Annotated in this window: 22 protein-coding genes; 9 read left to right on the forward strand and 13 right to left on the reverse strand. The window is 61.3% G+C overall.

Annotated features, from left to right (window positions below):
• The first annotated feature begins 4 nt into the window (after positions 1–4).
• On the forward strand, positions 5–2422 hold the full coding sequence (gyrB, locus tag DBR46_RS16470) for a DNA topoisomerase (ATP-hydrolyzing) subunit B (RefSeq protein ID WP_017736246.1): 2418 nt from the start codon (positions 5–7) through the stop codon (positions 2420–2422).
• Positions 2423–2519: 97 nt separating this feature from the next.
• Here gyrB and DBR46_RS16475 read toward each other — a convergent pair whose 3' ends face one another.
• The gene (locus DBR46_RS16475; protein WP_124527029.1) at positions 2520–3239 is read right to left on the reverse strand and encodes a response regulator transcription factor; all 720 of its coding nucleotides are present in this window, start codon (positions 3237–3239) and stop codon (positions 2520–2522) included.
• Positions 3240–3564: 325 nt separating this feature from the next.
• On the opposite strand from DBR46_RS16475, the gene DBR46_RS16480 reads away from it, so the two are divergent.
• Positions 3565–5847 (forward strand): CHASE2 domain-containing protein, encoded by a 2283-nt coding sequence (locus DBR46_RS16480; protein ID WP_124527030.1) that lies wholly within the window; start codon positions 3565–3567, stop codon positions 5845–5847.
• A 181-nt stretch (positions 5848–6028) separates the two neighbouring features.
• Here DBR46_RS16480 and DBR46_RS16485 read toward each other — a convergent pair whose 3' ends face one another.
• The 4 genes from DBR46_RS16485 to glyQ all read right to left on the reverse strand — a co-directional run bounded on the left by DBR46_RS16485 (position 6029) and on the right by glyQ (position 10425).
• The gene (locus DBR46_RS16485) at positions 6029–6799 is read right to left on the reverse strand and encodes a 1-acyl-sn-glycerol-3-phosphate acyltransferase (RefSeq protein WP_124527031.1); all 771 of its coding nucleotides are present in this window, start codon (positions 6797–6799) and stop codon (positions 6029–6031) included.
• Positions 6800–6881: 82 nt separating this feature from the next.
• Positions 6882–7418 (reverse strand): D-glycero-beta-D-manno-heptose 1,7-bisphosphate 7-phosphatase, encoded by a 537-nt coding sequence (gene gmhB / locus DBR46_RS16490; protein ID WP_177414067.1) that lies wholly within the window; start codon positions 7416–7418, stop codon positions 6882–6884.
• Between the two features lie 2 nt (positions 7419–7420).
• On the reverse strand, positions 7421–9475 hold the full coding sequence (gene glyS / locus DBR46_RS16495; protein ID WP_124527032.1) for a glycine--tRNA ligase subunit beta: 2055 nt from the start codon (positions 9473–9475) through the stop codon (positions 7421–7423).
• The gene (gene glyQ / locus DBR46_RS16500) at positions 9472–10425 is read right to left on the reverse strand and encodes a glycine--tRNA ligase subunit alpha (protein ID WP_003187265.1); all 954 of its coding nucleotides are present in this window, start codon (positions 10423–10425) and stop codon (positions 9472–9474) included. Before glyQ ends, glyS begins: the two co-directional genes overlap by 4 nt.
• An 81-nt stretch (positions 10426–10506) precedes the next feature.
• Between glyQ and DBR46_RS16505 the strand changes: the two genes are divergently transcribed.
• Positions 10507–11064 (forward strand): DNA-3-methyladenine glycosylase I, encoded by a 558-nt coding sequence (locus tag DBR46_RS16505; RefSeq protein ID WP_124527033.1) that lies wholly within the window; start codon positions 10507–10509, stop codon positions 11062–11064.
• Between the two features lie 40 nt (positions 11065–11104).
• Positions 11105–11992 (forward strand): lysophospholipid acyltransferase, encoded by an 888-nt coding sequence (locus tag DBR46_RS16510; RefSeq protein WP_017736254.1) that lies wholly within the window; start codon positions 11105–11107, stop codon positions 11990–11992.
• A gap of 130 nt (positions 11993–12122) precedes the next feature.
• Here the strand turns inward: DBR46_RS16510 and DBR46_RS16515 are convergent, their stop codons facing one another.
• From DBR46_RS16515 to def, 5 genes are all read right to left on the reverse strand, one after another.
• Complete coding sequence (locus DBR46_RS16515; RefSeq protein WP_124527034.1) at positions 12123–12434, reverse strand: hypothetical protein; 312 nt, start codon at positions 12432–12434, stop codon at positions 12123–12125.
• Positions 12435–12452: 18 nt separating this feature from the next.
• Entirely contained in the window at positions 12453–13826 is a 1374-nt protein-coding gene (gene trkA, locus DBR46_RS16520) for a Trk system potassium transporter TrkA (RefSeq protein WP_017736256.1), read from the reverse strand.
• 23 nt (positions 13827–13849) lie between these two features.
• A complete protein-coding gene (gene rsmB / locus DBR46_RS16525) occupies positions 13850–15160 on the reverse strand; it encodes a 16S rRNA (cytosine(967)-C(5))-methyltransferase RsmB (RefSeq protein WP_124527035.1) in 1311 nt (436 codons plus the stop codon).
• Entirely contained in the window at positions 15157–16110 is a 954-nt protein-coding gene (fmt, locus tag DBR46_RS16530) for a methionyl-tRNA formyltransferase (RefSeq protein ID WP_124527036.1), read from the reverse strand. Before fmt ends, rsmB begins: the two co-directional genes overlap by 4 nt.
• Before the next feature lie 69 nt (positions 16111–16179).
• Positions 16180–16686, reverse strand: a complete 507-nt coding sequence (def, locus tag DBR46_RS16535; RefSeq protein ID WP_017736259.1) for a peptide deformylase — start codon at positions 16684–16686, stop codon at positions 16180–16182.
• 135 nt (positions 16687–16821) lie between these two features.
• Between def and DBR46_RS16540 the strand changes: the two genes are divergently transcribed.
• From DBR46_RS16540 to DBR46_RS16550, 3 genes are all read left to right on the forward strand, one after another.
• Positions 16822–17598, forward strand: coding sequence for a peptidoglycan-binding protein (locus DBR46_RS16540; RefSeq protein WP_124527037.1), 777 nt, complete (start codon positions 16822–16824; stop codon positions 17596–17598).
• A 63-nt stretch (positions 17599–17661) separates the two neighbouring features.
• Positions 17662–18756 carry a DNA-processing protein DprA gene (dprA, locus tag DBR46_RS16545; RefSeq protein WP_124527038.1) on the forward strand — a complete coding sequence of 365 codons (1095 nt, stop codon included), beginning with the start codon at positions 17662–17664 and terminating at the stop codon, positions 18754–18756.
• Between the two features lie 54 nt (positions 18757–18810).
• Positions 18811–19368: an L-threonylcarbamoyladenylate synthase gene (locus DBR46_RS16550; RefSeq protein WP_124527039.1), complete on the forward strand. Its 558-nt coding sequence runs from the start codon at positions 18811–18813 to the stop codon at positions 19366–19368.
• Positions 19369–19498: 130 nt separating this feature from the next.
• On the opposite strand, the gene DBR46_RS16555 is transcribed toward DBR46_RS16550, so the two are convergent.
• The gene (locus DBR46_RS16555) at positions 19499–20476 is read right to left on the reverse strand and encodes an NADPH:quinone reductase (RefSeq protein WP_124527040.1); all 978 of its coding nucleotides are present in this window, start codon (positions 20474–20476) and stop codon (positions 19499–19501) included.
• A gap of 159 nt (positions 20477–20635) precedes the next feature.
• Here DBR46_RS16555 and hemF point away from each other — a divergent pair, with 159 nt between their 5' ends.
• Both hemF and aroE read left to right on the forward strand, forming a co-directional pair.
• On the forward strand, positions 20636–21568 hold the full coding sequence (hemF, locus tag DBR46_RS16560) for an oxygen-dependent coproporphyrinogen oxidase (protein ID WP_124527041.1): 933 nt from the start codon (positions 20636–20638) through the stop codon (positions 21566–21568).
• On the forward strand, positions 21568–22386 hold the full coding sequence (aroE, locus tag DBR46_RS16565; protein WP_124527042.1) for a shikimate dehydrogenase: 819 nt from the start codon (positions 21568–21570) through the stop codon (positions 22384–22386). Before hemF ends, aroE begins: the two co-directional genes overlap by 1 nt.
• A gap of 114 nt (positions 22387–22500) precedes the next feature.
• Here aroE and DBR46_RS16570 read toward each other — a convergent pair whose 3' ends face one another.
• Both DBR46_RS16570 and choX read right to left on the reverse strand, forming a co-directional pair.
• A complete protein-coding gene (locus DBR46_RS16570) occupies positions 22501–24069 on the reverse strand; it encodes a SulP family inorganic anion transporter (protein ID WP_124527043.1) in 1569 nt (522 codons plus the stop codon).
• Positions 24070–24227: 158 nt separating this feature from the next.
• Positions 24228–25142, reverse strand: a complete 915-nt coding sequence (gene choX, locus DBR46_RS16575) for a choline ABC transporter substrate-binding protein (RefSeq protein ID WP_124527044.1) — start codon at positions 25140–25142, stop codon at positions 24228–24230.
• Positions 25143–25153: the final 11 nt, after the last annotated feature.

The raw sequence follows: 25153 nt of genomic DNA on the forward strand, positions 1-25153 counted from the left end.
AGGCATGAGCGAAGAAAACACGTACGACTCGACCAGCATTAAAGTGCTGAAAGGTTTGGATGCCGTACGCAAACGTCCCGGTATGTACATTGGCGACACCGATGATGGTAGCGGTCTGCACCACATGGTGTTCGAGGTGGTCGATAACTCCATCGACGAAGCGCTGGCCGGTCACTGCGACGACATCAGCATCATCATCCACCCGGATGAGTCCATCACCGTGCGCGACAACGGTCGAGGCATTCCGGTCGATGTGCACAAAGAAGAAGGCGTTTCGGCGGCAGAGGTCATCATGACCGTGCTCCACGCCGGCGGTAAGTTCGATGACAACTCCTACAAAGTCTCCGGCGGTTTGCACGGTGTAGGTGTGTCGGTGGTGAACGCACTGTCCGAAGAGTTGATTCTGACCGTTCGCCGCAGCGGCAAGATCTGGGAACAGACTTACGTCCACGGTGTTCCACAAGAACCGATGAAAATCGTTGGCGACAGCGAAACCACCGGTACGCAGATCCACTTCAAGCCATCGGCTGAAACCTTCAAGAATATCCACTTCAGCTGGGACATCCTGGCCAAGCGTATTCGTGAACTGTCCTTCCTCAACTCCGGTGTGGGTATCGTCCTCAAGGACGAGCGCAGCGGCAAGGAAGAGCTGTTCAAGTACGAAGGCGGCCTGCGTGCGTTCGTTGAATACCTGAACACCAACAAGACCGCGGTCAACCAGGTGTTCCACTTCAACATCCAGCGTGAAGATGGCATCGGCGTGGAAATCGCCCTGCAGTGGAACGACAGCTTCAACGAGAACCTGTTGTGCTTTACCAACAACATTCCACAGCGCGACGGCGGTACTCACCTGGTGGGTTTCCGTTCCGCACTGACGCGTAACCTGAACACCTACATCGAAGCCGAAGGCCTGGCCAAAAAGCACAAAGTTGCCACCACCGGTGACGATGCCCGCGAAGGCCTGACCGCAATTATCTCGGTAAAAGTGCCGGACCCTAAGTTCAGTTCCCAGACCAAAGACAAGCTGGTGTCTTCCGAAGTGAAGACCGCAGTGGAACAGGAGATGGGCAAATACTTCTCCGACTTCCTGCTGGAGAACCCGAACGAAGCCAAGCTGGTCGTCGGCAAGATGATCGACGCCGCACGTGCCCGTGAAGCCGCGCGTAAGGCCCGTGAGATGACCCGCCGTAAAGGCGCATTGGACATCGCTGGCCTGCCGGGCAAACTGGCTGACTGCCAGGAGAAGGACCCTGCCCTCTCCGAACTGTACCTGGTGGAAGGTGACTCTGCTGGCGGTTCCGCCAAGCAGGGTCGTAACCGTCGTACCCAGGCCATCCTGCCGTTGAAGGGTAAGATCCTCAACGTTGAGAAGGCACGCTTCGACAAGATGATTTCCTCCCAGGAAGTCGGCACCTTGATCACGGCATTGGGCTGCGGTATCGGCCGTGACGAGTACAACATCGACAAGCTGCGTTATCACAACATCATCATCATGACCGATGCTGACGTCGACGGTTCGCACATCCGTACCCTGCTGCTGACCTTCTTCTTCCGTCAGTTGCCGGAGCTGATCGAGCGCGGCTACATCTACATCGCTCAGCCGCCGTTGTACAAAGTGAAAAAGGGCAAGCAAGAGCAATACATCAAAGACGACGATGCCATGGAAGAGTACATGACGCAGTCGGCTCTGGAAGATGCCAGCTTGCACCTGAACGACGAAGCCCCGGGCATCTCCGGTGAGGCGCTGGAGCGCCTGGTTAACGACTTCCGCATGGTGATGAAGACTCTCAAGCGTCTGTCGCGCCTGTACCCTCAGGAACTGACCGAACACTTCATCTACCTGCCAGCCGTCAGCCTGGAACAGTTGGGCGATCACGCAGCGATGCAGGATTGGCTGGCCCAGTACGAAGTGCGCCTGCGCACCTCCGAGAAGTCTGGCCTGGTGTACAAAGCCAGTCTGCGTGAAGACCGTGAACGTAACGTCTGGCTGCCAGAGGTCGAGCTGATCTCCCACGGCCTGTCGAACTACGTCACCTTCAACCGCGACTTCTTCGGCAGCAACGACTACAAAACCGTGGTGACCCTGGGCGCTCAACTGAGCACCCTGCTGGACGACGGCGCGTACATCCAGCGTGGCGAACGCAAGAAGCAAGTCAAGGAATTCAAAGAAGCCCTCGACTGGCTGATGGCCGAAAGCACCAAGCGCCACACCATCCAGCGATACAAAGGTCTGGGTGAAATGAACCCGGATCAGCTGTGGGAAACCACCATGGACCCAAGCCAGCGTCGCATGCTGCGTGTGACCATCGAAGACGCCATTGGCGCAGACCAGATCTTCAACACCCTGATGGGTGATGCGGTCGAACCTCGCCGTGACTTCATCGAGAGCAATGCGCTGGCGGTTTCTAACCTGGATTTCTGATCCAGGCATACCGCTAAACCAAAAAGGCCAACGCTTAGCGTTGGCCTTTTTTATTGGGTGAAAACAACGTCTATTCCAAAATGCTCCACGTGGAACATCACGGCGAAGTCGTCGACACACTCTCCAACCGATACCCATACCCGTAGATCGTCAACAGCTGCCAACCCCTGTCTGCAGTGAGCCCCAGCTTGTTTCGCAGCCGGTAGATATGCGTGTCCAGTGGCCGCGATGACACCATCTCTTCATGGGTCCAAAACCGCTCATACAGGTACTCACGGGACAGTGGCCGTGCCAGGTTGGCAAATAGGCAACTGGCCAATCGGTATTCACGCTCAGTGAGGTTGATCGGCTTCCCTGCTCGGGTCACGGTCAATTCGGCGTCGTCAAAGGTCAGGTCATTGAAGCTCTGCACTTCATGGGTTGCCGACCTTTGCAGGCCGTGCCGGCGCAACACCGCTGTGACCCGGGCCTTCAGTTCGTTGGGCCGAAAAGGCTTGCTGACGTAATCATCGGCGCCGCTGTTCAATGCGGTAACGATGTCACTCTCGGCATCCCGGCTGGTGAGCATGATGACGGCGGGCGGCGACTCCATGTGTTCGCGGGTCCAGCGCAGCAAAGCAATGCCGGTGATATCCGGCAGTTGCCAGTCGAGGATCAGCAGGTCGAAGGTTTCCCGGCGCAGTTGACGCAGCAGGTCTTCACCGCGTTCAAAGCAGTGCAGGGTCCAAGGCTGTTCGGCGGTGCTGGGGATCTGTCGCAGTGTCTGTTCCACCCGGCGCAGTTCGGCGGGTTCGTCATCCAGTATTGCGACACGCATGGGTGGTCCTTTCGTCTTGAAAAGTATGGCAGCCGTTGGCCTGTTTCGAATAAGGGCACGTGCTGCATAGATGCCGGTCGTTGAATCTGAAGAATTGTGCGCAGATTCATCGACCCCTTGGATCTCTCGGTACGCTGGGATCAATCAGCGGTTAAGCCTTTGAAAGTCCTCGGTACCTGTGTGGGAAAGATACCGGCTCCTGACCGTAAGTAAAAGGATCAGCCGACGCGTGCGCTGTCGTAAACTCCAGTGTCGTCCTACGATGAGCAAAGCCACGGTCCATGACCTCGTCCACTACTCAACAACAGCACAGGCACGTTGACCTATGATGCTCTGGGGCAAGCCCGAAAAACGCCAACCCACCCACGCCCAACGGCTGTTCCATGGCCTGGTACGCGAGTGGTTGTGGATTGGTCTGCTGTTGTTGCCCATCACCGCGTACTTGTCCATGAGCCCAGGCCTGGCGTTGAACAACCCGCTTTACGACAGCCTTCGCCGCCTTACGCCCTTACCGGTAGACCCGCGCATTCTGTTGGTGACCATCGACGGCCCCAGCCTCAAGAAGTTGGGGCAATGGCCTTGGCCGCGCAGCTTGCACGCCGACTTGATCGACCGCCTGAGCGCCGCGCAACCGGCCGCGATCCTGTTCGACGTGGTCTTCAGCGAGCCGGGCAACCCTGCCAATGACAAACGCCTGGCCGATGCGGTGTGCAACGCCGGCAACGTGCTGTTGCCGTTGCTGCGTGAAGGGCCGGCGAGTTACATCCAACCTGCTGAACAAATGCAGCCGCTGCTCAAATGCGCCAAGGGCGTGGGGCATATCAATGTCGAGGCAGACAATGACGGCGTCGTGCGCAGCCTGTATTTGCGTGAGGGCCCATTGGATGCCATGGCACCGCAACTGGCTTGGCTGGCCTATCAGATGGGCACCCAGGAGCCCACGCCGATGCCCGCTGAATCCCATGGCAAAGTCAGTGAACAATGGCACCGTGAGCATGGCATTCGCATTCCGTTCATCGCGGCCCACAGCCACTTCCCCAGTGTGTCCTACGTCAGCGTATTGCGGGGTGAAGTCTCCCCTGAGTTGCTACGCAATCGTCTGATCCTGGTCGGGGCGACCGCATCTGGAATGGGTGATCGTTTCGCCACACCTATTTCTTCCACGCTGGGTACCACGGCGGGTGTCGAGATCCAGGCCAACGTGCTCAACGGTTTGCTGCAGGAGCGCAGCATTGTTGATCTGCCTGGGTGGCTGGCGGCGCTGATGGCGACGTCCGTGGTGGCGTTGCTGCTCGGCCTGTTGCTCTATCGCCCACGTTACGCACTGTGGATGACGCTGGGCTGCATGGCCGCTGCGCTGGTCGGGTCTCTGGCATTGTTGCGCCTGGGCCATTGGTGGTCCCCTGCCGCCTGCCTGATCGGTTTGCTGCTCAGCTACCTGATCTGGAACTGGCGGCGCCTCAGCGTGATCCTGGCCTACTTCGGCTGGGAACTGGCGCGCCTGGACAACGAACCCAAAGTGCTGCCCGAACGCCGTCGTGCACCCGCCAGCAAAGGCGATGTCTTGCAGGGCCGTATCTTTGCCCTGGAGCAGGCCGTCAGCCGCACACGCGACACCCGGCGCTTCATGGCCGATGGCCTGGAGTGCCTGCCGGTGGCGACGCTGATTACCGACCCCAAGGGCAATATCCTGCTGGCCAACCGCATCGCCCGAGAAGTGTTCGGTAATGATCTAGTCAGTGAAAACCTCCTCGAACAACTGGCCGATCTTGGCTACCCACCGCTGCACAATGGTGTGCGCCCTGCCCTCTCGGCGTTGGAGTTGATCGAATTCCGGGATATCCACCAGCGCAGCCTGCGCATGGAACTCGCGCCGCTGCTGCCCGCAGAAGGTGACGTTGCACTGGGCTGGCTGCTGAGCCTGACGGACTTGAGCAAGGAGCGCGAAGCCCAGCAGCACCGCGAGACGATGCTGCGTTTCCTCTCCCATGACTTGCGTGCGCCGCACTCGGCGATCCTGGCGCTGCTGGATGTACACGGCAGCGAGTCGCCGGTATTTGCCCAAATCGAGCAACAGGTACGCCGTGCCTTGAGCCTCACCGAATCCTTTGTGCAACTGGCGAAGGCCGAGGCGGACGGCTACCACTTCCAGCCGACATTGTTTGCCATGCTGGTGATGGATGCGTTTGACCAGGTCGCGTTGCTGGCCCAGCTCAAGGGCATTCATCTGGTCCATGACCTGGATGAGGCTGACGAGGGCATGGTGTCGGCCGATCAATCGCTGCTGACCCGTGCATTGTTCAACGTCCTGGAAAACGCCATCAAGTATTCGCCTTCCGGCACCACCGTCAGGTTGCGCCACGGCACCACAGAGGGCTGGCTGGAATGCCGCATCAGCGATCAGGGGCCGGGGATTGCCGCCGAGGACTTGCCGGAGTTGTTCAGCCAATACCGACGCTTTGAATCGGCCCAGGGCAGCGATGGCCTGGGGTTGGGGTTGACCATGGTCAAGGCCGTCGTGGAGCGCCATGGCGGGCGTATCAGCTGCGAGAGCACGGTGGGCAAGGGCACCACGTTCAGCCTGCAATTGCCGTTGCTTGACGACTGAAAAACGTATTTTTCGCTGTGCATAAAAAACCGGTCACAAGGACCGGTTTTTTTATGCGGGAAAAAACTTATGCACCTTTTTCCGAATTTTATGACCTCGGGAAATATGTAAGTAAATCAGCTTGTTATGAAGCAAAAAAGCCAATTCGCCAACAATCCGTACACAGGTTATCCACAGAAGCTCAAGCCGCAGGGACCTGCGTCACTACCGGCTCCGGTGGCAGGGAGCCCATGGCGCGTTGCTGAGCCTCATTCCAGGCCGCAGCCCGGTCATTCAGCGTAGCGATAGCCCGTGGGCCTTCGCCTTCGGCATACATCGGTTCACCAATCACCACGGTGATGGTGCCGGCGCGCTTGGCCCAGCCTTCCTTGGGCCAGAACTTGCCGGCGTTGTGTGCGATCGGCAGTACCGGCAGGTTGGCATTGACCGCCAATGCCGTACCGCCCCGGGAGAATTTGCCCACGGTGCCAAACGGCACTCGTGTACCTTCCGGGAAGATCAGTACCCACACGCCATCCTTGAGCAGCTCGTCACCCTTCTTGGCCACGTGCTTGAGCGCAGCCTTGGGGTTGTCACGGTCGATCGCGATCGGACGCAACATGGCCATGGCCCAGCCAAAGAACGGCACATACAGCAACTCACGCTTGAGCACCTGGCTCAGGGGCGAGAAGTACGCCGAGAGGAAGAACGTCTCCCAGGTGCTCTGGTGGTTCGACAGAATCACGCAGGGCTGGTCCGGGACGTTTTCAGCACCCTTGATCTCGAAGCGAATGCCCAGGAACACCTTGGACAGCCACAACGCACAGCGGCACCAATAAACGTTGATAAAGCGATAGCGCGCCTTGAACGGCAAAAAGGGCGCAATAAAAAAGCTCAGGGTGCACCAGAGAAACGAACTGGTGCCCAGCAGCAGGTAAAAGAAAAAGGTTCTGATGGCCTGCAAGATCGACATGGCGGCATTTACCGTTGCGGGGCATGGCCCGCCTGTTAAAAGCGCACTCCCGAACACTCCTTGGTCAGGATGTCGAGGGCGACTAGTTGTTGATAAGTTCTGCGGCAACCGCCGCCAGATCGTCAAAAATCAAGGTGCCCACCGGCAGGGTTTTCGCCTGGGTCTTTTCGCCTTTTCCGGTTTTCACCAAAACTGGCTGAGAATCGACGGCTTTGGCCGCCTCCAGGTCACCGAGGCTGTCCCCGACGAACCATATCCCAGCCAACGGCACCTTGTAATGTTCTGCAATGGTTTTCAACATGCCAGGTTTGGGCTTGCGGCAATCGCAGCCCTCATCCGGCCCGTGGGGGCAGTACACCACCAGCCCCACCTCACCGCCCTGCTCGGCCACCAACGTGCGCAAGCGCGCGTGCATGGCGTCCAGGGTGGCGATGTCGTAGTAACCGCGGGCGATGCCGGACTGGTTGGTGGCGATGGCCACCGTCCAGCCGGCTTTGCTCAACTGCGCGATGGCCTCGATCGAACCGGGCAGTGGCACCCACTCCGCCACCGACTTGATGTAAGCGTCGGAGTCGTAATTGATCACCCCGTCCCGATCGAGAATCAGCAGTTTCAACATGGTCAGCTCAGCGTCGAAATGTCAGCGATGTTGACGAACAGACCACGCAGGCGCGCCAGCATGGCGTAGCGGTTTTTACGCACACCCGCATCTTCGGCATTGATCATCACGGCTTCGAAGAACGCATCCACCGGGTCACGCAAGGTGGCCAGGCGCGCCAACGCTTCGGCGTAGTTGCGCTCGGCGATCAGCGGTTTCACCGCCGTCTCTGCCTTGGCGATGGCCGAGTTCAGCGAGAACTCCTTGGCGTCGGCAAACAGGCCAGGGTCGACGTCCGCATTGCCCAGGCCTTCGGCCTTGCTCAACAGGTTCGACACACGCTTGTTCACGGCGGCCAGGGCGTCGGCTTCCGGCAGTTTGCGGAAGGCCTGCACGGCTTGTACGCGCTGATCGAAGTCCAGCGCCGAACCCGGTTGCAGGGCACGCACCGCCAGGTACACCGACACGTCCACGCCTTCGTCTTCGTAACGCGCACGCAGGCGGTCAAACACGAATTCCAGCACTTGCTCGGCCAGGCCGGCTTGCTTGACCTTGGCCCCGAACTGGCCAACCGCGAACACCACGGCCTGGGTCAGGTCGAGGTCGAGCTTCTTGTCGATCAGGATACGCAGCACGCCCAGGGCTGCACGGCGCAGGGCATACGGGTCTTTGCTGCCGGTGGGCAGCATGCCGATACCGAAGATACCCACGAGGGTGTCCAGTTTGTCGGCGATGGCCACGGCCGCACCGGTCAGGGTGCTTGGCAGCTCAGCGCCAGCACCGCGCGGCATGTACTGCTCGTTCAGGGCCAGGGCCACATCGTCCGGCTCGCCGTCGTTGAGGGCGTAGTAGTAGCCGGCAACGCCTTGCATCTCCGGGAACTCGCCGACCATCTCGGTGGCCAGGTCGCACTTGGACAGCAGGCCCGCACGTGCGGCCCAGGCGGAATCACCGCCAATGCGCGGCGCAATGTAGGCCGCCAGCTTGGAAACGCGCACAGCCTTGTCGTAGACGCTGCCGAGCTTCTCCTGGAACACCACGTTCTGCAGGCGCAGGTTGAAGTCTTCCAGCTTCTGCTTCTTGTCTTGCTTGAAGAAGAACTCGGCGTCGGTCAGGCGCGGGCGCACGACTTTTTCGTTACCGGCGATGATCTGCTGTGGGTCTTTGCTTTCGATGTTGGCCACGGTGATAAAGCGCGGCAGCAACTTGCCGTCCACATCCAGCAGGCAGAAATACTTCTGGTTGTCCTGCATGGTGGTAATCAGGGCTTCTTGCGGCACGTCGAGGAAACGCTCTTCGAACGAGCACACCAGCGGCACCGGCCATTCAACCAGGGCGGTCACTTCGTCCAGCAGGCTTGGCGGCACGATGGCGGTGCCTTCCTGCAGACGGGCCAGCTCTTCGGTGCGCTTGCTGATCAGCTCGCGACGCTCATTGGCATCAGCCAGCACGTAGGCCGCACGCAGGTCGGCAGCGTAGTTGGCCGGCGACGTGATGCGCACCGCTTCTGGATGATGGAAGCGATGGCCACGGGACTCACGACCGGCCTTCTGGGCGAGGATGGTGCAGTCGATGACCTGGTCACCGAGCAGCATCACCAGCCATTGGGTCGGACGCACGAACTCTTCCTTGCGCGCACCCCAGCGCATGCGCTTGGGGATCGGCAGGTCGTTCAGGGAATCTTCAACGATGGTCGGCAACAGGCTCGCGGTCGGCTTGCCGGTGATGACCTGGCTGAAGCGCAGTTTCGGGCCGCTCTGGTCGATCTCGCTCAGCTCGACGCCGCACTTCTTGGCGAAGCCCAGCGCGGCTTGAGTCGGGTTGCCTTCGGCATCGAAAGCCGCCTGGCGTGGCGGGCCGTCGAGGTTGATGCTGCGGTCCGGCTGCTGGGTTTCCAGCGCGGTCAGCAACACGGCCAGGCGACGTGGCGCGGCGTAGACTTTTTTCGCGGCGAACTTCAGGCCAGCGCTGTGCAGGCCTTTTTCGATACCGGCCAGGAACGCGTCGGCCAGGGTATTCAGTGCCTTGGGTGGCAGCTCTTCGGTGCCCAGTTCAACCAGGAAATCTTGAGCACTCATTGTGCAGCCTCCAGCTTAGCCAACACTTCATCACGCAGGTCCGGGGTAGCCATCGGGAAGCCCAGCTTGGCGCGAGCCAGCAGGTAGGCTTGGGCGACGGAACGCGCCAGGGTGCGTACGCGCAGGATGTATTGCTGACGCGCGGTTACCGAGATCGCCCGGCGCGCATCCAGCAGGTTGAAGGTATGGGACGCCTTCAACACCATTTCGTAGCTCGGCAACGGCAGCGGCTGGTCGAGTTCGATCAGGCGCTTGGCTTCGCTTTCATAGAAGTCGAACAGTTCGAACAGCTTGTCGACGTTGGCGTGTTCGAAGTTGTAGGTGGATTGCTCCACTTCGTTCTGGTGGAACACGTCGCCGTAGGTCACTTTGCCGAACGGGCCGTCAGCCCACACCAGGTCGTAGACCGAGTCCACGCCTTGCAGGTACATGGCCAGGCGCTCGAGGCCGTAGGTGATTTCGCCGGTCACCGGGTAGCACTCGATGCCGCCCGCTTGCTGGAAGTAAGTGAACTGCGTCACTTCCATGCCGTTGAGCCAGACTTCCCAGCCCAGGCCCCAGGCGCCGAGCGTTGGCGACTCCCAGTTGTCTTCGACGAAGCGGATGTCGTGGACCAACGGGTCCAGGCCAACGTGCTTGAGCGAGCCCAGGTACAGTTCCTGGAAGTTGTCCGGGTTCGGCTTCAGTACCACCTGGAACTGGTAGTAGTGCTGCAGACGGTTCGGGTTTTCGCCGTAGCGGCCGTCAGTCGGGCGCCGACTGGGCTGCACATAAGCGGCGTTCCAGGTTTCCGGGCCGATGGCCCGCAGGAATGTAGCGGTGTGGAAAGTGCCGGCGCCTACTTCCATATCGTAGGGCTGAAGTACCACACAACCTTGCTCGGCCCAGTATTGCTGGAGGGCGAGGATCAAGTCTTGGAAGGTACGCACGGCTGGCGTAGGCTGGCTCACGAAATTCACCTGTTACTTGGGCTGCGATTTAAAGAGCGGGAGTATACCCGATTCGGCCGCGCCACCATCCCCTGGAGCCTTATGCCACGCTGCTTTTGGTGTTCTGAAGATCCGCTATACATGGCATATCACGATCAGGAGTGGGGAACGCCGCTGCGCGATGCGCAGGGCTTGTTCGAGTTGCTTTTGCTCGAAGGGTTCCAGGCGGGCCTTTCCTGGATCACCGTTTTACGCAAACGCGAGCATTATCGAAAGGTCTTGTTTGGTTTTGATGCACAACGCCTGGCGCGGCTCACCGATGCCGAAATCGAAGCGCTGATGCTCGACCCGGGCATCGTGCGCAATCGCCTCAAGCTCAACGCCACCCGGCGCAATGCCGCTGCCTGGCTGGCGCTGGAGGACCCGGTGAAGTTGCTCTGGTCGTTTGTCGGCGGCGTGCCCAAGGTCAATCACTTCAAGGACCGCAGCGAAGTCCCGGCGATCACCGCCGAGGCCGAAGCGATGAGCAAAGCCTTGAAAAAAGCCGGTTTCACCTTTGTTGGCCCGACCATTTGCTACGCGTTCATGCAGGCCAGCGGCATGGTCATGGACCACACCCAGGACTGCGACCGTTACGCGGACCTGGCCAACGCCGGTTAGAATGCCGGCTTTGCGCACCACACACGATCAGGAGTGACCTGTGGAAAAGTTGAAAGGCGCCTTGCTGGTAGGCGCTCTCCGGTTATTTGCCCTGCTGCCTTGGCGCGCCGTCCAGGCCGTCGGCACGGCCATTGGCTGGGTCATGTGGAAAACCCCCAACCGCTCCCGCGACACGGTGCGGATCAACCTGTCCAAATGCTTCCCCGACATGGACCCGGCCGCCCGCGAGCGCCTGGTGGGCCAGAGCCTGATGGACATCGGCAAATCCCTCACCGAAAGCGCGTGTGCCTGGATCTGGCCGGCCCAACGCTCGATTGACCTGGTCCGCGAAGTCGAAGGCCTGGAAGTGCTGCACGAAGCCCTAGCCTCCGGCAAAGGCGTGGTCGGCATCACCAGTCACCTGGGCAACTGGGAGGTGTTGAACCACTTCTATTGCAGCCAGTGCAAACCGATCATTTTCTACCGTCCGCCCAAGCTCAAGGCGGTGGATGAACTGCTGCGCAAACAGCGCGTGCAGTTGGGCAACCGTGTGGCGGCGTCGACCAAGGAAGGCATTCTCAGCGTGATCAAGGAAGTGCGCCGTGGCGGCCAGGTGGGCATTCCCGCCGACCCGGAGCCGGCCGAATCCGCGGGGATCTTCGTGCCGTTCTTCGCCACCCAGGCCCTCACCAGCAAGTTCGTGCCGAACATGCTCGCCGGCCACAAGGCCGTGGGTGTTTTCCTGCATGCCCTGCGGCTGCCGGATGGTTCGGGTTACAAAGTGATCCTGGAAGCGGCGCCGGAAGACATGTACAGCACCGACACCGCTACGTCCTGCGCGGCGATGAGCAAGGTGGTGGAACGGTATGTCGGCGCGTATCCGAGCCAGTACATGTGGAGCATGAAGCGCTTCAAGAAGCGCCCGCCGGGTGAGGAGCGGTGGTACTGATTAACCGCTGATCTCCCTGCCAATGGAGATCAAATGTGGGAGCTGGCTTGCCTGCGATGCGGGCAACTCGGTGTTTCAGTTACACCGGTGTGATGCTATCGCAGGCAAGCCAGCTCCCACAGGGATCACCTCAGGCCTGACGGTCGAGTTTCTTCAGGAACACCGTCATCTCTTTTTCGGCCTGTTTGTCGCCATGGGCCTGAGCCGCCACGATCCCTTGTTCCCAGGCCAACCTTGCTGCTGCACGATCCTCCAAACCCAGTTGGGCCTTACCCAACAACTTCCACGCCGCCGAATACTTCGGATCGAACTCGACGCATTTCTGCAAATGCTCCGCCGCCTTGGCGTTGTCCTTCAAATCCAAATAACCCTTGCCCAAACCAAAGCGCAGCAACGAGTTATCCACACCCTTGGCGAGCATTTTTTCCAGGGAATCGAGCATGTCGGTCACTCCGTCAAATCAGAAAAAGCTCAGGCCCACGTGGAACAGCTTCTCCACATCGCGGATATGTTTTTTATCCACAAGGAACAGGATTACATGGTCGCCGGTCTCGATGACGGTATCGTCGTGGGCAATGATCACCTCTTCATCGCGAATAATCGCGCCGATGGTGGTGCCCGGCGGCAGGCCGATATCGCGGATGGCCTTGCCGATGACCTTGCTCGATTTCGCGTCACCGTGGGCGATCGCCTCGATGGCTTCCGCCGCGCCCCGGCGCAAGGAGTGCACGCTGACGATGTCGCCACGGCGCACGTGGGCGAGCAAGGTGCCGATGGTGGCCAGCTGCGGGCTGATGGCGATGTCGATATCGCCGCCCTGGATCAGGTCAACGTAGGCCGGGTTGTTGATGATGGTCATCACCTTCTTCGCCCCCAGCCGCTTGGCCAGCAACGACGACATGATGTTGGCCTCGTCGTCGTTGGTCAGGGCCAGGAAGATGTCGGCGTCGGCGATGTTTTCTTCCATCAGCAGATCGCGGTCCGAGGCACTGCCTTGCAGTACGACGGTGCTGTCGAGGGTGTCGGACAAATGCCGGCAGCGTGCCGGGTTCATCTCGATGATCTTCACCTGATAGCGGCTTTCAATGGCCTCGGCCAGGCGCTCACCAATCTGCCCGCCACCGGCGATGACGATGCGCTTGTAGCTCTCGTCGAGCCGACGCATTTCACTCATGACCGCGCGAATATTCGCCTTGGCGGCGATGAAAAATACTTCGTCGTCCGCTTCGATCACCGTATCGCCCTGGGGCAGGATCGGCCGGTCCCGGCGGAAGATGGCCGCCACGCGGGTTTCCACATTCGGCATGTGTTCACGCAGCTGGCGCAGTTGCTGGCCCACCAACGGCCCGCCGTAGTAAGCCTTCACGGCCACCAGTTGCGCCTTGCCCTCGGCGAAGTCGATCACCTGCAAGGCGCCGGGGATTTCGATCAGGCGCTTGATGTAGTGGGTCACCACCTGTTCCGGGCTGATCAGCACGTCCACCGGAATCGCGTCGTTGTCGAACAGGCCGGCGCGGGTCAGGTAGGCGGCTTCGCGCACGCGGGCGATCTTGGTCGGGGTGTGGAACAGGGTGTGGGCGACCTGGCACGCGACCATATTGGTCTCGTCGCTGTTGGTCACCGCCACCAGCATGTCGGCGTCGTCGGCACCGGCCTGGCGCAGTACCGTGGGAAACGAGGCGCGTCCTTGCACGGTGCGGATATCGAGGCGGTCGCCGAGGTTGCGCAGGCGCTCGCTGTCGGTGTCCACCACGGTGATGTCGTTGGCTTCGCTGGCCAAGTGTTCAGCCAGCGTGCCGCCGACCTGCCCTGCCCCAAGGATGATGATTTTCATCCGGTCACTCCCTTAAACCCGTTTCAGCCGCGCGCGGCGGCGATCTTGATCAGTTTGGCGTAGTAGAAGCCGTCGTGTCCGCCTTCTTGCGCGAGCAATTGGCGGCCATGGGGCTGCTTGATGCCGGCCGCGGTCGCGAGGTCCAGCTCCCGTGCGCCGCTGGTGCGAGCGAGGAAGGCTTCGATCACTTCGGTGTTTTCCGTCGGCAAGGTCGAGCACGTGGCATAGAGCAGGATGCCGCCGACTTCCAGGGTTGGCCACAGGGCGTCGAGCAGTTCGCCTTGCAGCACGGCCAGGGCGGCGATGTCGTCGGGTTGGCGGGTGAGCTTGATGTCCGGGTGGCGGCGGATCACGCCGGTGGCGGAGCATGGCGCGTCGAGCAGGATGCGCTGGAAGGGCTTGCCGTCCCACCAGGTGGCGGTGTCGCGGCCGTCGGCGGCGATCAGCTCGGCGCTGAGGCCCAGGCGGGCGAGGTTCTCGCGCACGCGCACCAGGCGCTTGGCTTCCAGGTCAACAGCGACTACACCGGCGAGGTCTTTTTCGACCTCCAGGATGTGACACGTCTTGCCGCCCGGTGCGCAGCAGGCGTCGAGCACACGCTGGCCGGGCGCCAGGTCGAGCAGGTCGGCGGCCAGTTGTGCGGCTTCGTCCTGCACGCTGATCCAGCCTTCGGCAAAGCCCGGCAGGCTGCGCACGTCGGTGGCGGCTTCGAGCACGATGCCGTCAACGCTGTACACGCAGGGCGTGGCGTTGATGCCGGCGGCGCTGAGCAATTGCAGGTAGGCGTCACGGCTGTGATGGCGACGGTTGACCCGCAGGATCATCGGCGGATGCGCGTTGTTCGCCGCGCAAATGGCTTCCCATTGCTCAGGCCAGAACGCCTTTAAGGATTTTTGCAGCCAGCGCGGATGGGCGGTGCGCACCACCGGGTCATGTTCCAGCTCGGCCAGCAGCGCTTCGCTTTCACGCTGGGCGCGGCGCAGTACGGCGTTGAGCAGGGCCTTGGCCCAGGGCTTTTTCAGCTTGTCGGCGCAACCAACCGTTTCGCCGATGGCGGCGTGGGCCGGTACGCGGGTGTAGAGCAATTGATAGAGGCCGACCAGCAGCAGCGCTTCCACATCCGCGTCCGCCGCCTTGAACGGCTTTTGCAGCAACTTGGCCGCCAGCGCCGACAAGCGCGGCTGCCAACGGGCGGTGCCAAACGCCAGGTCCTGGGTAAAACCACGGTCGCGGTCTTCTACCTTGTCCATCTGCGTGGGCAACGAACTGTTCAACGACGCCTTGCCATTGAGGACGGCGGCGAGAGCCTTGGCGGCAGCCAGACGAGGGTTCATTGCGCGACCACCCCGAGCACGGTGCCGACGGCAAATTTCTCACGACGGCTATTGAACAAATCGCTGAAATTCAGCGCCTTGCCACCGGGCAATTGCAGGCGGGTCAGACACAGCGCTTGTGCACCGCAGGCGACCAACAGGCCGTCTTTGCTGGCGCTGATGATTTCACCGGGTGCGCCGTTGCCTTCGGCCAAGGTCGCGGCCAGCACTTTCAGGGCTTCTCCGTTGAGGGTGCTGTGGCAGATCGGCCACGGGTTGAACGCACGCACCAGGCGCTCCAGCTCCACGGCCGGGCGGCTCCAGTCGATGCGCGCTTCGTCTTTGTTCAGTTTGTGAGCGTAGGTGGCCAGGCTGTCGTCCTGCACTTCGCCTTCCAGGGTGCCCGCCGCGAGACCGGCGATGGCCTGGAGCACGGCCGGCGGGCCCAGCTCGGCGAGGCGATCGTGCAGGCTGCCGCCGGTGTCCTGGGCGGTGATCGGGGTGGTGACTTTGAGCAGCATCGGACCGGTATCCAGGCCCAGTTCCATGCGCATCACGGTCACGCCGCTTTCGCTGTCGCCGGCTTCCACGGCGCGTTGGATCGGCGCCGCACCGCGCCAGCGTGGCAGCAACGAGGCGTGGCTGTTGATGCAGCCCAGGCGTGGGATATCCAGCACCACTTGCGGCAGGATCAAGCCATAGGCCACCACCACCAGCAGGTCCGGTTGCAGCGCAGCCAGTTCGGCCTGGGCCTCGGCATTGCGCAGGGTCGGCGGTTGCAGCACGGGAATGTTGTGCTCCAGCGCCAGCTGCTTGACCGGGCTTGGCATCAGTTTTTGCCCGCGACCGGCCGGGCGATCCGGCTGGGTGTACACCGCGACGATGTCATAAGGGCTGGCGAGCAGCGCCTTGAGGTGTTCGGCGGCAAATTCGGGTGTACCGGCAAAAACAATGCGCAGTGGCTCGGTCATGGGAGGTCTCGGTTAAAAACAGTCACAAAAGAAAAAGGCTTGCCGCAGCAAGCCTTTGGAAGACGGGCATCAAGCTTGCTGGCGATGCTTTTTTTCCAGCTTCTTCTTGATCCGGTCACGCTTGAGCGTGGACAGGTAATCGACAAACAGCTTGCCGTTGAGGTGGTCGCATTCGTGCTGGATGCACACCGCCAGCAGGCCTTCGGCAATCAGCTCGAACGGCTTGCCGTCGCGGTCCAGGGCCTTGATCTTCACGCGCAGCGGGCGCTCGACGTTCTCGTAGAACTCCGGCACCGACAGGCAGCCTTCCTGGTACTCGCCCATCTCTTCGGTCAGCGGTTCGAACTCTGGGTTGATGTACACCATCGGCTCGCTGCGATCTTCCGACAGGTCCATGACCACGACACGCTGATGCACGTTGACCTGGGTCGCGGCGAGGCCGATGCCCGGGGCTTCATACATTGTTTCAAACATGTCATCGACCAACTGACGAACCTTGTCGTCCACTACGGCCACCGGTTTGGCGACAGTGCGCAGGCGCGAGTCGGGGAATTCGAGGATGTTCAAAATAGCCATAAGCGTAATTGCTGCACATGTGAGGTAAAGGCAAATCGGCGTTGGGATGGACCCAAACGACCGGTGTGAAACCCTTAAAAGCCGCGAAGGCCAAGGCATTTCACGCGAACGCACATAATAAAGGAGATTCACCCCATGAGGAAATCGCTGCTCGTCTTACTGTTGTGGGCCCCGTTCGCCATGGCCCTGCTGCCATCACCGGGCCAGCGCCTGGATCAGCCGACGCAACAGGCCATCCAGCGCTTTTTATTGCATAACCGCGTGCTGGATTCCCTTCAAGACCTGGACAACGCGCCCTACATCGTCGCGGCTGACGCCGGCCGGGTGCTGGGCGCGCCGGGTGAGCAGGTGCATGCGCGAGGCGTGCTGGACCCTTCCCAACCGCTCCACGGAATATTCCGACGCGGCAAGGTTTACATCGATCCACAGACCCACGAACTGCTGGGTATCAACGCCGATGACATCGGCACCGCGCGCTTTGTGACGGCGGGCGATCTCTCCACCCTGACCGTGCAGCGGGTGACCCAAGAGGTACGCCCCGGCGATCGCTTGCTTCGCGCCCAGACACCCGTAGATCTGACACGCCTGGAGGTGTCGGAGCCTGCGAACTTCATTGAAGGAACAATCATCGATATCCCCAGGGGCGTCACCCAGATCGGCGTGCTGGATGCCGTGACCCTGAATAAAGGCCGGCGCGATGGCCTGATCGAAGGGCAACGGTTGGCAGTGATCAAAACCGGAGCCAGCGTACGCGACCCTCTCACCGGCGCACCGTTGAAACTTCCCGATGAGCGCGCGGGCACTCTGCTGGTGTTTCGCACCTACGAAAAGCTCAGTTACGGCCTTGTCCTCAGTGCCTCACGCCCCCTGGCGGTCATGGACCGTTTCGAGACTGCCCATCAAACACAATAAATAGCCTGCTAAATAAGTTACCAACAGAGTTATCCACAGCTTATTCCGGTCAAGGATGATCAGATGTATCCGACAAACAGCCATGAAATATCCCCAGCAGAACTGGAAGCACGACTACGCTTGCACAGGCTGCCGGAACTGGGTCCCAAGCGTTTTCGCTTGTTGATCGAAGCATTCGGTAATGCGTCAAAAGCCATCAGTGCCCCCGCCAGTGCCTGGCGTTCCCTGGGGTTGCCAGCCATCAGCGCGGATGCCCGGCGCAGTCATGAGGTGCGCGACGGCGCCAGCGCGGCACTGGCCTGGCTGGCGCGCCCGGCCCAGCATTTGTTGATGTGGGACCAGCCCGAGTACCCCGCGTTGCTCGCCCAGATCGACGACGCGCCGCCCTTGTTATTCGTCGCCGGCGACCCTCGGATCCTGGAAAAACCGCAATTGGCGGTGGTCGGCAGTCGCCGTGCTTCGCGTCCCGGCATGGACACCGCCGCCGCGTTTTCGCGCAGTTTGGCGAGCGCTGGTTTTGTCATCACCAGCGGCCTTGCGTTGGGTATTGATGGTGCGGCGCATCAGGCGGCATTAGATGTCGGTGGTCAGACAATCGGCGTACTCGGTACCGGCCTCGAAAATTTTTATCCACAGCGCAACAAACGGCTTGCGGCAACGATGATTGAGCAGGGCAGCGCCGTGGTTTCCGAGTTCCCGCTGGACACCGCGCCCCAGGCCGGCAACTTTCCCCGGCGCAACCGGATCATCAGCGGCCTGTCCCTCGGCGTGCTGGTGGTGGAAGCCAGCATGGCCAGCGGTTCGCTGATCACCGCAAAGCTCGCTGCCGAGCAAGGCCGCGAGGTGTATGCGATCCCGGGTTCCATTCACCATCCCGGCGCCAAGGGCTGTCACCAGTTGATCCGCGAGGGTGCGGTGCTGGTGGAAACCATCGAGCACATCCTGGAAGCCTTGCGCGGCTGGCAGGCGTTGTCGCGCCCGGCACCGGTGCCAGTCACCCATCCGTTGGTGGCGCTGCTGCACGCGGCGCCCCACACCAGCGAAGCCCTGGCGACTGCCAGCGGGCGGCCGTTGTCCCAGGTGCTGGCGACCCTCACCGAGCTGGAACTGGAGGGTCGCGTGACTTGTGAAAGCGGGCGCTGGCTCGCGCGCTGCTAGGTTTTGTAACAGAGATCGGTAAACTGCCCAGAGCTTTGGTCTGGAGAGTAAACAATGGTCAACAGGTGGCGTGTGCTGGAAGCCGCACGAGAAATTCGCGCAGGTGCGGTGATTGCCTACCCAACCGAGGCGGTGTGGGGTCTGGGCTGCGACCCTTGGAATGAAGAAGCGGTGGACCGCTTGCTGGCGATCAAGAACCGTTCAGTGGACAAAGGCTTGATCGTGGTCGCGGATAGCATTCGCCAGTTCGACTTTTTGTTCGAAGACTTCCCGCAAGACTGGATCGACCGCATGGCCAGCACCTGGCCGGGGCCGAACACCTGGTTGGTGCCCCATCAGGGCTTGCTGCCGGAGTGGGTTACCGGTGTGCACGACACGGTGGCGTTGCGGGTCAGTGATCATCCGTTGGTGCGGGATTTGTGTGCAGAAGTTGGGCCGTTGATTTCCACCTCGGCCAACCCGCAGGGCCGCCCGGCGGCGCGTACGCGGATTCGCGTGGAGCAGTATTTCCGTGGTCAGGTGGATCTGGTGCTGGGTGGCGCCCTGGGTGGGCGCAAGAACCCGAGCCTGATTCGCGATTTGGCCACGGGTAGGGTGATGCGCCCCTCTTGAGACCGAGGTGCGGCCATCGCGGGCAAGCCCGCTCCCACAGGTTGATCGGGTTCCAACTGGAGAAACTCGGTCAAATGTGGGAGCGGGCTTGCCCGCGATGAGGCCCTTGAATCAGTAGAGTCCTGAAGCCTTACGGCAACAAGATCGTCGACCCCGTCGTGCGCCGCCCCGACAACTCCGTCTGCGCCTTCGCTGCATCCGCCAGCGCATACCGCTGGTTGATATCAATGCGCACCTTGCCGCTCTTGATCATCGAGAACAGATCATCCGCCATCGCCTGCAAGTTCTGCGGGTTGTTGGCGTAGGTGGCCAAGGTCGGTCGGGTCACGTACAGCGAACCTTTCGCCGACAAAATCCCCAGGTTCACCCCATCCACCGCCCCCGACGCATTGCCGAAGCTCACCACCAAACCGCGTGGTGCGACGCTGTCCAGCGAGGTCAGCCAAGTGTCCTTGCCGACGCCGTCGTACACCACCGGCACCTTTTTACCGTCGGTCAATTCCAGCACGCGTTGTGCGACGTTTTCCTTGCTGTAGTCGATGGTTTCCCAGGCACCGAGGGATTTCGCCAGGGCGGCTTTTTCCGGCGAACTGACCGTACCGATCAGCTTCACGCCCAAGGCCTTGGCCCACTGGCACGCCAGGGAGCCCACGCCACCGGCAGCGGCGTGGAACAGGATGGTCTCGCCACCTTTCAACTCATAGGTCTGGCGCAGCAGGTATTGCACCGTCAGGCCCTTTAGCATGGCGCCGGCCGCTTGTTCGAAGCTGATCTCGTCCGGCAGGTGCACCAGGTTGGCGGCCGGCAGTACATGCAGTTCGCTGTACGCACCCAGCGGCCCACTGCCGTAGGCCACGCGGTCGCCGACCTTGAACTGGGTGACTTCGCTGCCGACGGCATCGACCAAACCGGCACCTTCCGCACCCAACCCCGATGGCAACGCAGGCGGTGCGTACAAACCGCTGCGGAAATAGGTGTCGATAAAATTCAGGCCAATCGCCTGGTTACGTACGCGAACCTGTTGTGGGCCGGGTTCCGCAGGCGTGTAGTCCACATACTCAAGCACGTCGGGACCGCCATGGGCGCTGAACTGGATACGTTTTGCCATCTGCCTTCTCCTCTGGTCGAATTCGCGTAGTTGGCTATCGAACTCCTAAGCTTGATCTTCGTCAACTGCGGCGCAACGGGGTGCGGTGGTATCCTGTGCGCCCATTTGCCGCCGACGCCCAATGGCCTCGCGTAGCTTTGCCCGATTCAAGGTGATGCCATGACTACCCGCACCGAGGCTGTAAAGGCCTACCTGCTTGACCTGCAAGACCGCATTTGCAGCGCCCTGGAAACCTTCGAGACGGACACTCGCTTTATCGAAGACGCCTGGACCCGGCCTGCCGGCGGCGGCGGTCGTACCCGTGTGATTGCAGACGGTGCGGTGATCGAAAAAGGCGGCGTTAACTTTTCCCACGTGTTTGGTAGCGGTCTTCCTCCGTCCGCCAGTGCCCATCGCCCGGAACTGGCCGGCCGTGGTTTTGAAGCCCTGGGCGTGTCGCTGGTGATTCATCCGCACAACCCTCATGTACCGACGTCCCACGCCAACGTGCGCTTTTTCATCGCCGAAAAAGAAGGCGAAGAGCCGGTGTGGTGGTTCGGTGGCGGCTTTGACCTCACGCCCTACTACGCCAACGAAGAAGACTGCATCCACTGGCACCGCGTGGCCGAGCAGGCCTGTGCGCCGTTCGGTGCAGACGTTTATCCGCGTTACAAAGCCTGGTGCGACACCTACTTCCACATCAAGCATCGCAATGAACCGCGCGGCATCGGCGGTCTGTTCTTCGACGACTTGAACGAGTGGGACTTCGACACCTGCTTCGCCTTTATCCGTGCCATTGGCGACGCCTACATCGACGCCTACCTGCCGATCGTGCAGCGCCGCAAGGCCACCGCCTATACCGAGCAACAGCGTGAATTCCAGGAATTCCGCCGTGGTCGCTACGTTGAGTTCAACCTGGTCTACGACCGTGGCACCCTGTTTGGCCTGCAATCGGGCGGGCGTACCGAGTCGATCCTGATGTCGCTGCCGCCGCAAGTGCGCTGGAGCTACGACTGGAAAGCCGAGGCCGGCAGCGAAGAAGCGCGCCTCACCGACTACTTCCTGCAAGACCGTGACTGGCTCGGCCTTGCCGCGCCCAAGGCGGCGGTCTGATGGACCGTTATGTGGTGTTCGGCAACCCCATCGGCCATAGCAAGTCGCCGCTGATCCACCGGATGTTCGCCGAGCAGACTGGCGAACAACTGGACTACAGCACCTTGCTAGCGCCGCTGGAGGATTTCACCGGCTGTGCCCGTGAGTTTTTTCAGCAAGGCCGTGGCGCCAACGTCACCGTGCCGTTCAAGGAAGACGCCTACCGCCTGGCCAACAGCCTCACCGAGCGCGCCCAGCGCGCTGGTGCGGTGAACACCCTGAGCAAGCTCGCCGACGGCAGCCTGCTGGGTGACAACACCGACGGCGCCGGCCTGGTGCGCGACCTCACGGTCAACGCCGGGCTGAGCCTGCACGGTAAACGCATCTTGCTGTTGGGCGCTGGCGGCGCCGTGCGTGGCGCGCTGGAGCCGTTGCTGGCCGAGCGGCCGGCCTCGCTGATCATTGCCAACCGCACCGTGGAAAAAGCCGAAATGCTCGCCGAGTTGTTTGACGACCTGGGCCCGGTGTCTGCCAGCGGATTCGACTGGCTGCGTGAGCCGGTGGACGTCATCATCAATGCCACGTCCGCCAGCCTGTCAGGCGATGTACCGCCGATTGCCGGCAGCCTGATCGAGCCGGGCAAGACGTTTTGCTACGACATGATGTATGGCAAGGAGCCAACGGCCTTTTGCCGGTGGGCGACGGAGCAAGGTGCAGCCGTGGCGATGGATGGCTTGGGTATGTTGGTGGAGCAGGCGGCGGAGGCGTTTTTCCTGTGGCGCGGCGTGCGCCCGGAATCGGCGCCGGTGTTGGCCGAGCTGCGCCGCCAGATGATCTAACACAGATCCAAATGTGGGAGCGGGCTTGCTCGCGAAGGCGGTGGTTCAGTCACTGATGTGTCGACTGATACACAGCCTTCGCGAGCAAGCCCGCTCCCACAGTTTTAACCGTGTTTAGTCTTCAAAATGGATGGGGCACCTGTCGGCCCCTTCCAGCTTCTTCAGTTCTTCAACGACCTGCGGCCGCGCCCGGCGCAACGTCAAACTCCGCCCCAACCCCCGCAATCGCCGTGCCTCCTGGTGCAACATCTCCACCCCGGAATAGTCGATAAAGTTGATCTGCTGCGCCTCGATCACCACCCGCTCGCCCTGTAACCGTTGCAGGCGCACTTGCAGGTAATGGCTGGCGCCAAAAAAGATCGAGCCGCCGACCCGCAGTACATCTTCATCGCCATCGCGCCACTGCTGTACTCGCGGCTGCGACGTGCGCTTGAGGTAGAAAAACAACGAGGCCAGCACCCCCGCATAAATCGCCGTTTGCAGCTCCAGCAACAAGGTCGCGACGCAGGTCAGGCCCATCACCACAAACTCGGCGCGGCTCACGCGAAACAGGGCGCGAATGCCTCGGTGATCCACCAGCCCCCAGCAAATCAGGAGGATGCTCGCGGCCATGCTCGGGATCGGGATATGGGCGATCAACGCCGCGCCAAACAGCGCAAACAGCGCCACCCACAGGGCCGAGAACACCCCGGCCAGGGGCGAGCACGCACCGGCTTCATAGCTGAGCCCGGAGCGGGTAAAGGAACCGGCTGACAAGTATCCGGAGAAAAATCCGCCGGCGATATTGGATAAGCCCTGCGCACGGACTTCCTGGTTGGCATCGAGCAATTGTTGCGAACGGGCCGACAGAGAGCGGGCAATCGACAGGCTGGTCACCAGCCCCAGCATGCCCACCGCCACGGCGCTGGGCAGCAGGCGCAGGAGCATGTCCAGGTCCATCGGCAACGGGCTGAACGGCGGCAGCTTGCCGACAAACGAACTGACCCGCGCCACATGCCCGAACATCGCCGGCCACAGCCACGCCACCAGGCTGCCGAGCGCCAACGCGATCAGCAGCGTCGGCCAACGTGGCAGCAGGTATTTGAGCAATGCGCCCACCAGCAACGTGCCGAGGCCCAGGGCGAGCGAGGCGTGGTCCCACTCCCCGCCGTGATCCACCAGCGCCAGCAGACTCTTGATCGCCGTGGCCTGGCTCGGCAGCTCCAGCCCCAGCAGGTTGGGCAACTGCCCCAGGGCAATCACCACGGCAGCCCCCAGGGTGAAGCCCAGCACCACCGAATGGGAGACGAAATTCACCAGCGCGCCGAAGCGCAGCATGCCCAGCAACCACTGGAAAACCCCGGCGAGGAAGGTCAGCAGCAGGATCAACGTGATGTAGTCCTGCGACCCCGGCACGGCCAGTGGGCTGACGCTGGCGTAGAGCACGATGGAGATTGCCGCCGTGGGGCCGCAGATCAGGTGCCAGGACGAACCCCACAGGCACGCGATCAACACCGGAATGATGGCGGCATACAGCCCATATTCCGGTGGGAGACCGGCGATGAGTGCGTAGGCAATCGACTGCGGCAGGGCCAGCACCGCGCCGCTGAGGCCGACGATGGCATCCCGGCCAACGCTGGCGCGGGTTTGGCGCGGCAGCCAGCGCAGAAAGGGGAAGAGTGTGTGGCGGGTGGGCCGGGGCATCAGGGTCTCGGTTTGAAGGTTTGCCGCAGAATATCAGCACAGGCTGGCCCCTGTGGGAGCGGGCTTGCTCGCGAAAGCGGTCTGTCAGCCAAAAATGTTCCAACTGACCCACCGCATTCGCGAGCAAGCCCGCTCCCACATTTGAATAGCATCAGGCCTTAGAGTTTGGCTTTTACCGCTGGCAATGCATCTTTGCCATCCACGGTTTTCACCCCCTCCAACCACTTATCCAGCACCGCCGGATTCGCCTTGATCCACGCCTTCGCCGCCTCGGCATTGCTGACCTTGTTATTGGCCACCTCAGCCATGATGCTGTTCTCCATCTCCTGGGTGAAACTCAGGTTGGTCAGCAGTTTTCCTACGTTCGGGCAGGCTTGTGCGTACCCCTTGCGGGTCAGGGTGTACACGCCGCCGGTGTCGCCGAAGTACTTCTCGCCGCCCTTGAGGTAGTGCATTTTCAACTGCACGTTCATCGGGTGCGGTGTCCAGCCGAGGAAGGTGACAAAGCGCTGTTTCTTCACCGCCCGTGACACTTCGGCGAGCATCGCCTGTTCGCTGGACTCGATCAGCTTCCACTGGCCGAGGTCGAAGTCGTTCTTCTTGATGATCTCCTGTAACGAGATGTTCGCTGGCGCGCCGGAGCCGATGCCGTAGATCTTCTTGTCGAACTTGTCGGCGAATTTGTTCAAGTCGGCAAAGTCATGCACACCGGCGTCCCACACATAGTCCGGCACGGCGAGGGTGAACTCGGTGCCGTCGAGGTTTTTCGCCAACTGCACCACCTCGCCATTGGCGACGAACTTGTCATAGAAGCCCTGCTGCGCCGGCATCCAGTTGCCGAGGAACACATCCACCTGGCCGTCCTTGAGCCCGCCAAAGGTGATCGGCACCGCCAGGGTATCGACCTTGGGTTTGTAGCCCATGCCCGTCAGCAGAAAACCGGTGATGGCATTGGTGGCGGCGATATCGCTCCAGCCTGGATCGGCCATTTTTACCGTTTCACAGCTTGTGTCCGCGTACACATTGGCGCTGCCGAGCGCCAACATGCCCAGTATCACAGTCAACTTTTGCATGGCCTTCCCTC

Origin of the sequence: Pseudomonas sp. KBW05, assembly GCF_003852405.1 — a bacterium.
In the GTDB taxonomy this organism is placed as follows: domain Bacteria; phylum Pseudomonadota; class Gammaproteobacteria; order Pseudomonadales; family Pseudomonadaceae; genus Aquipseudomonas.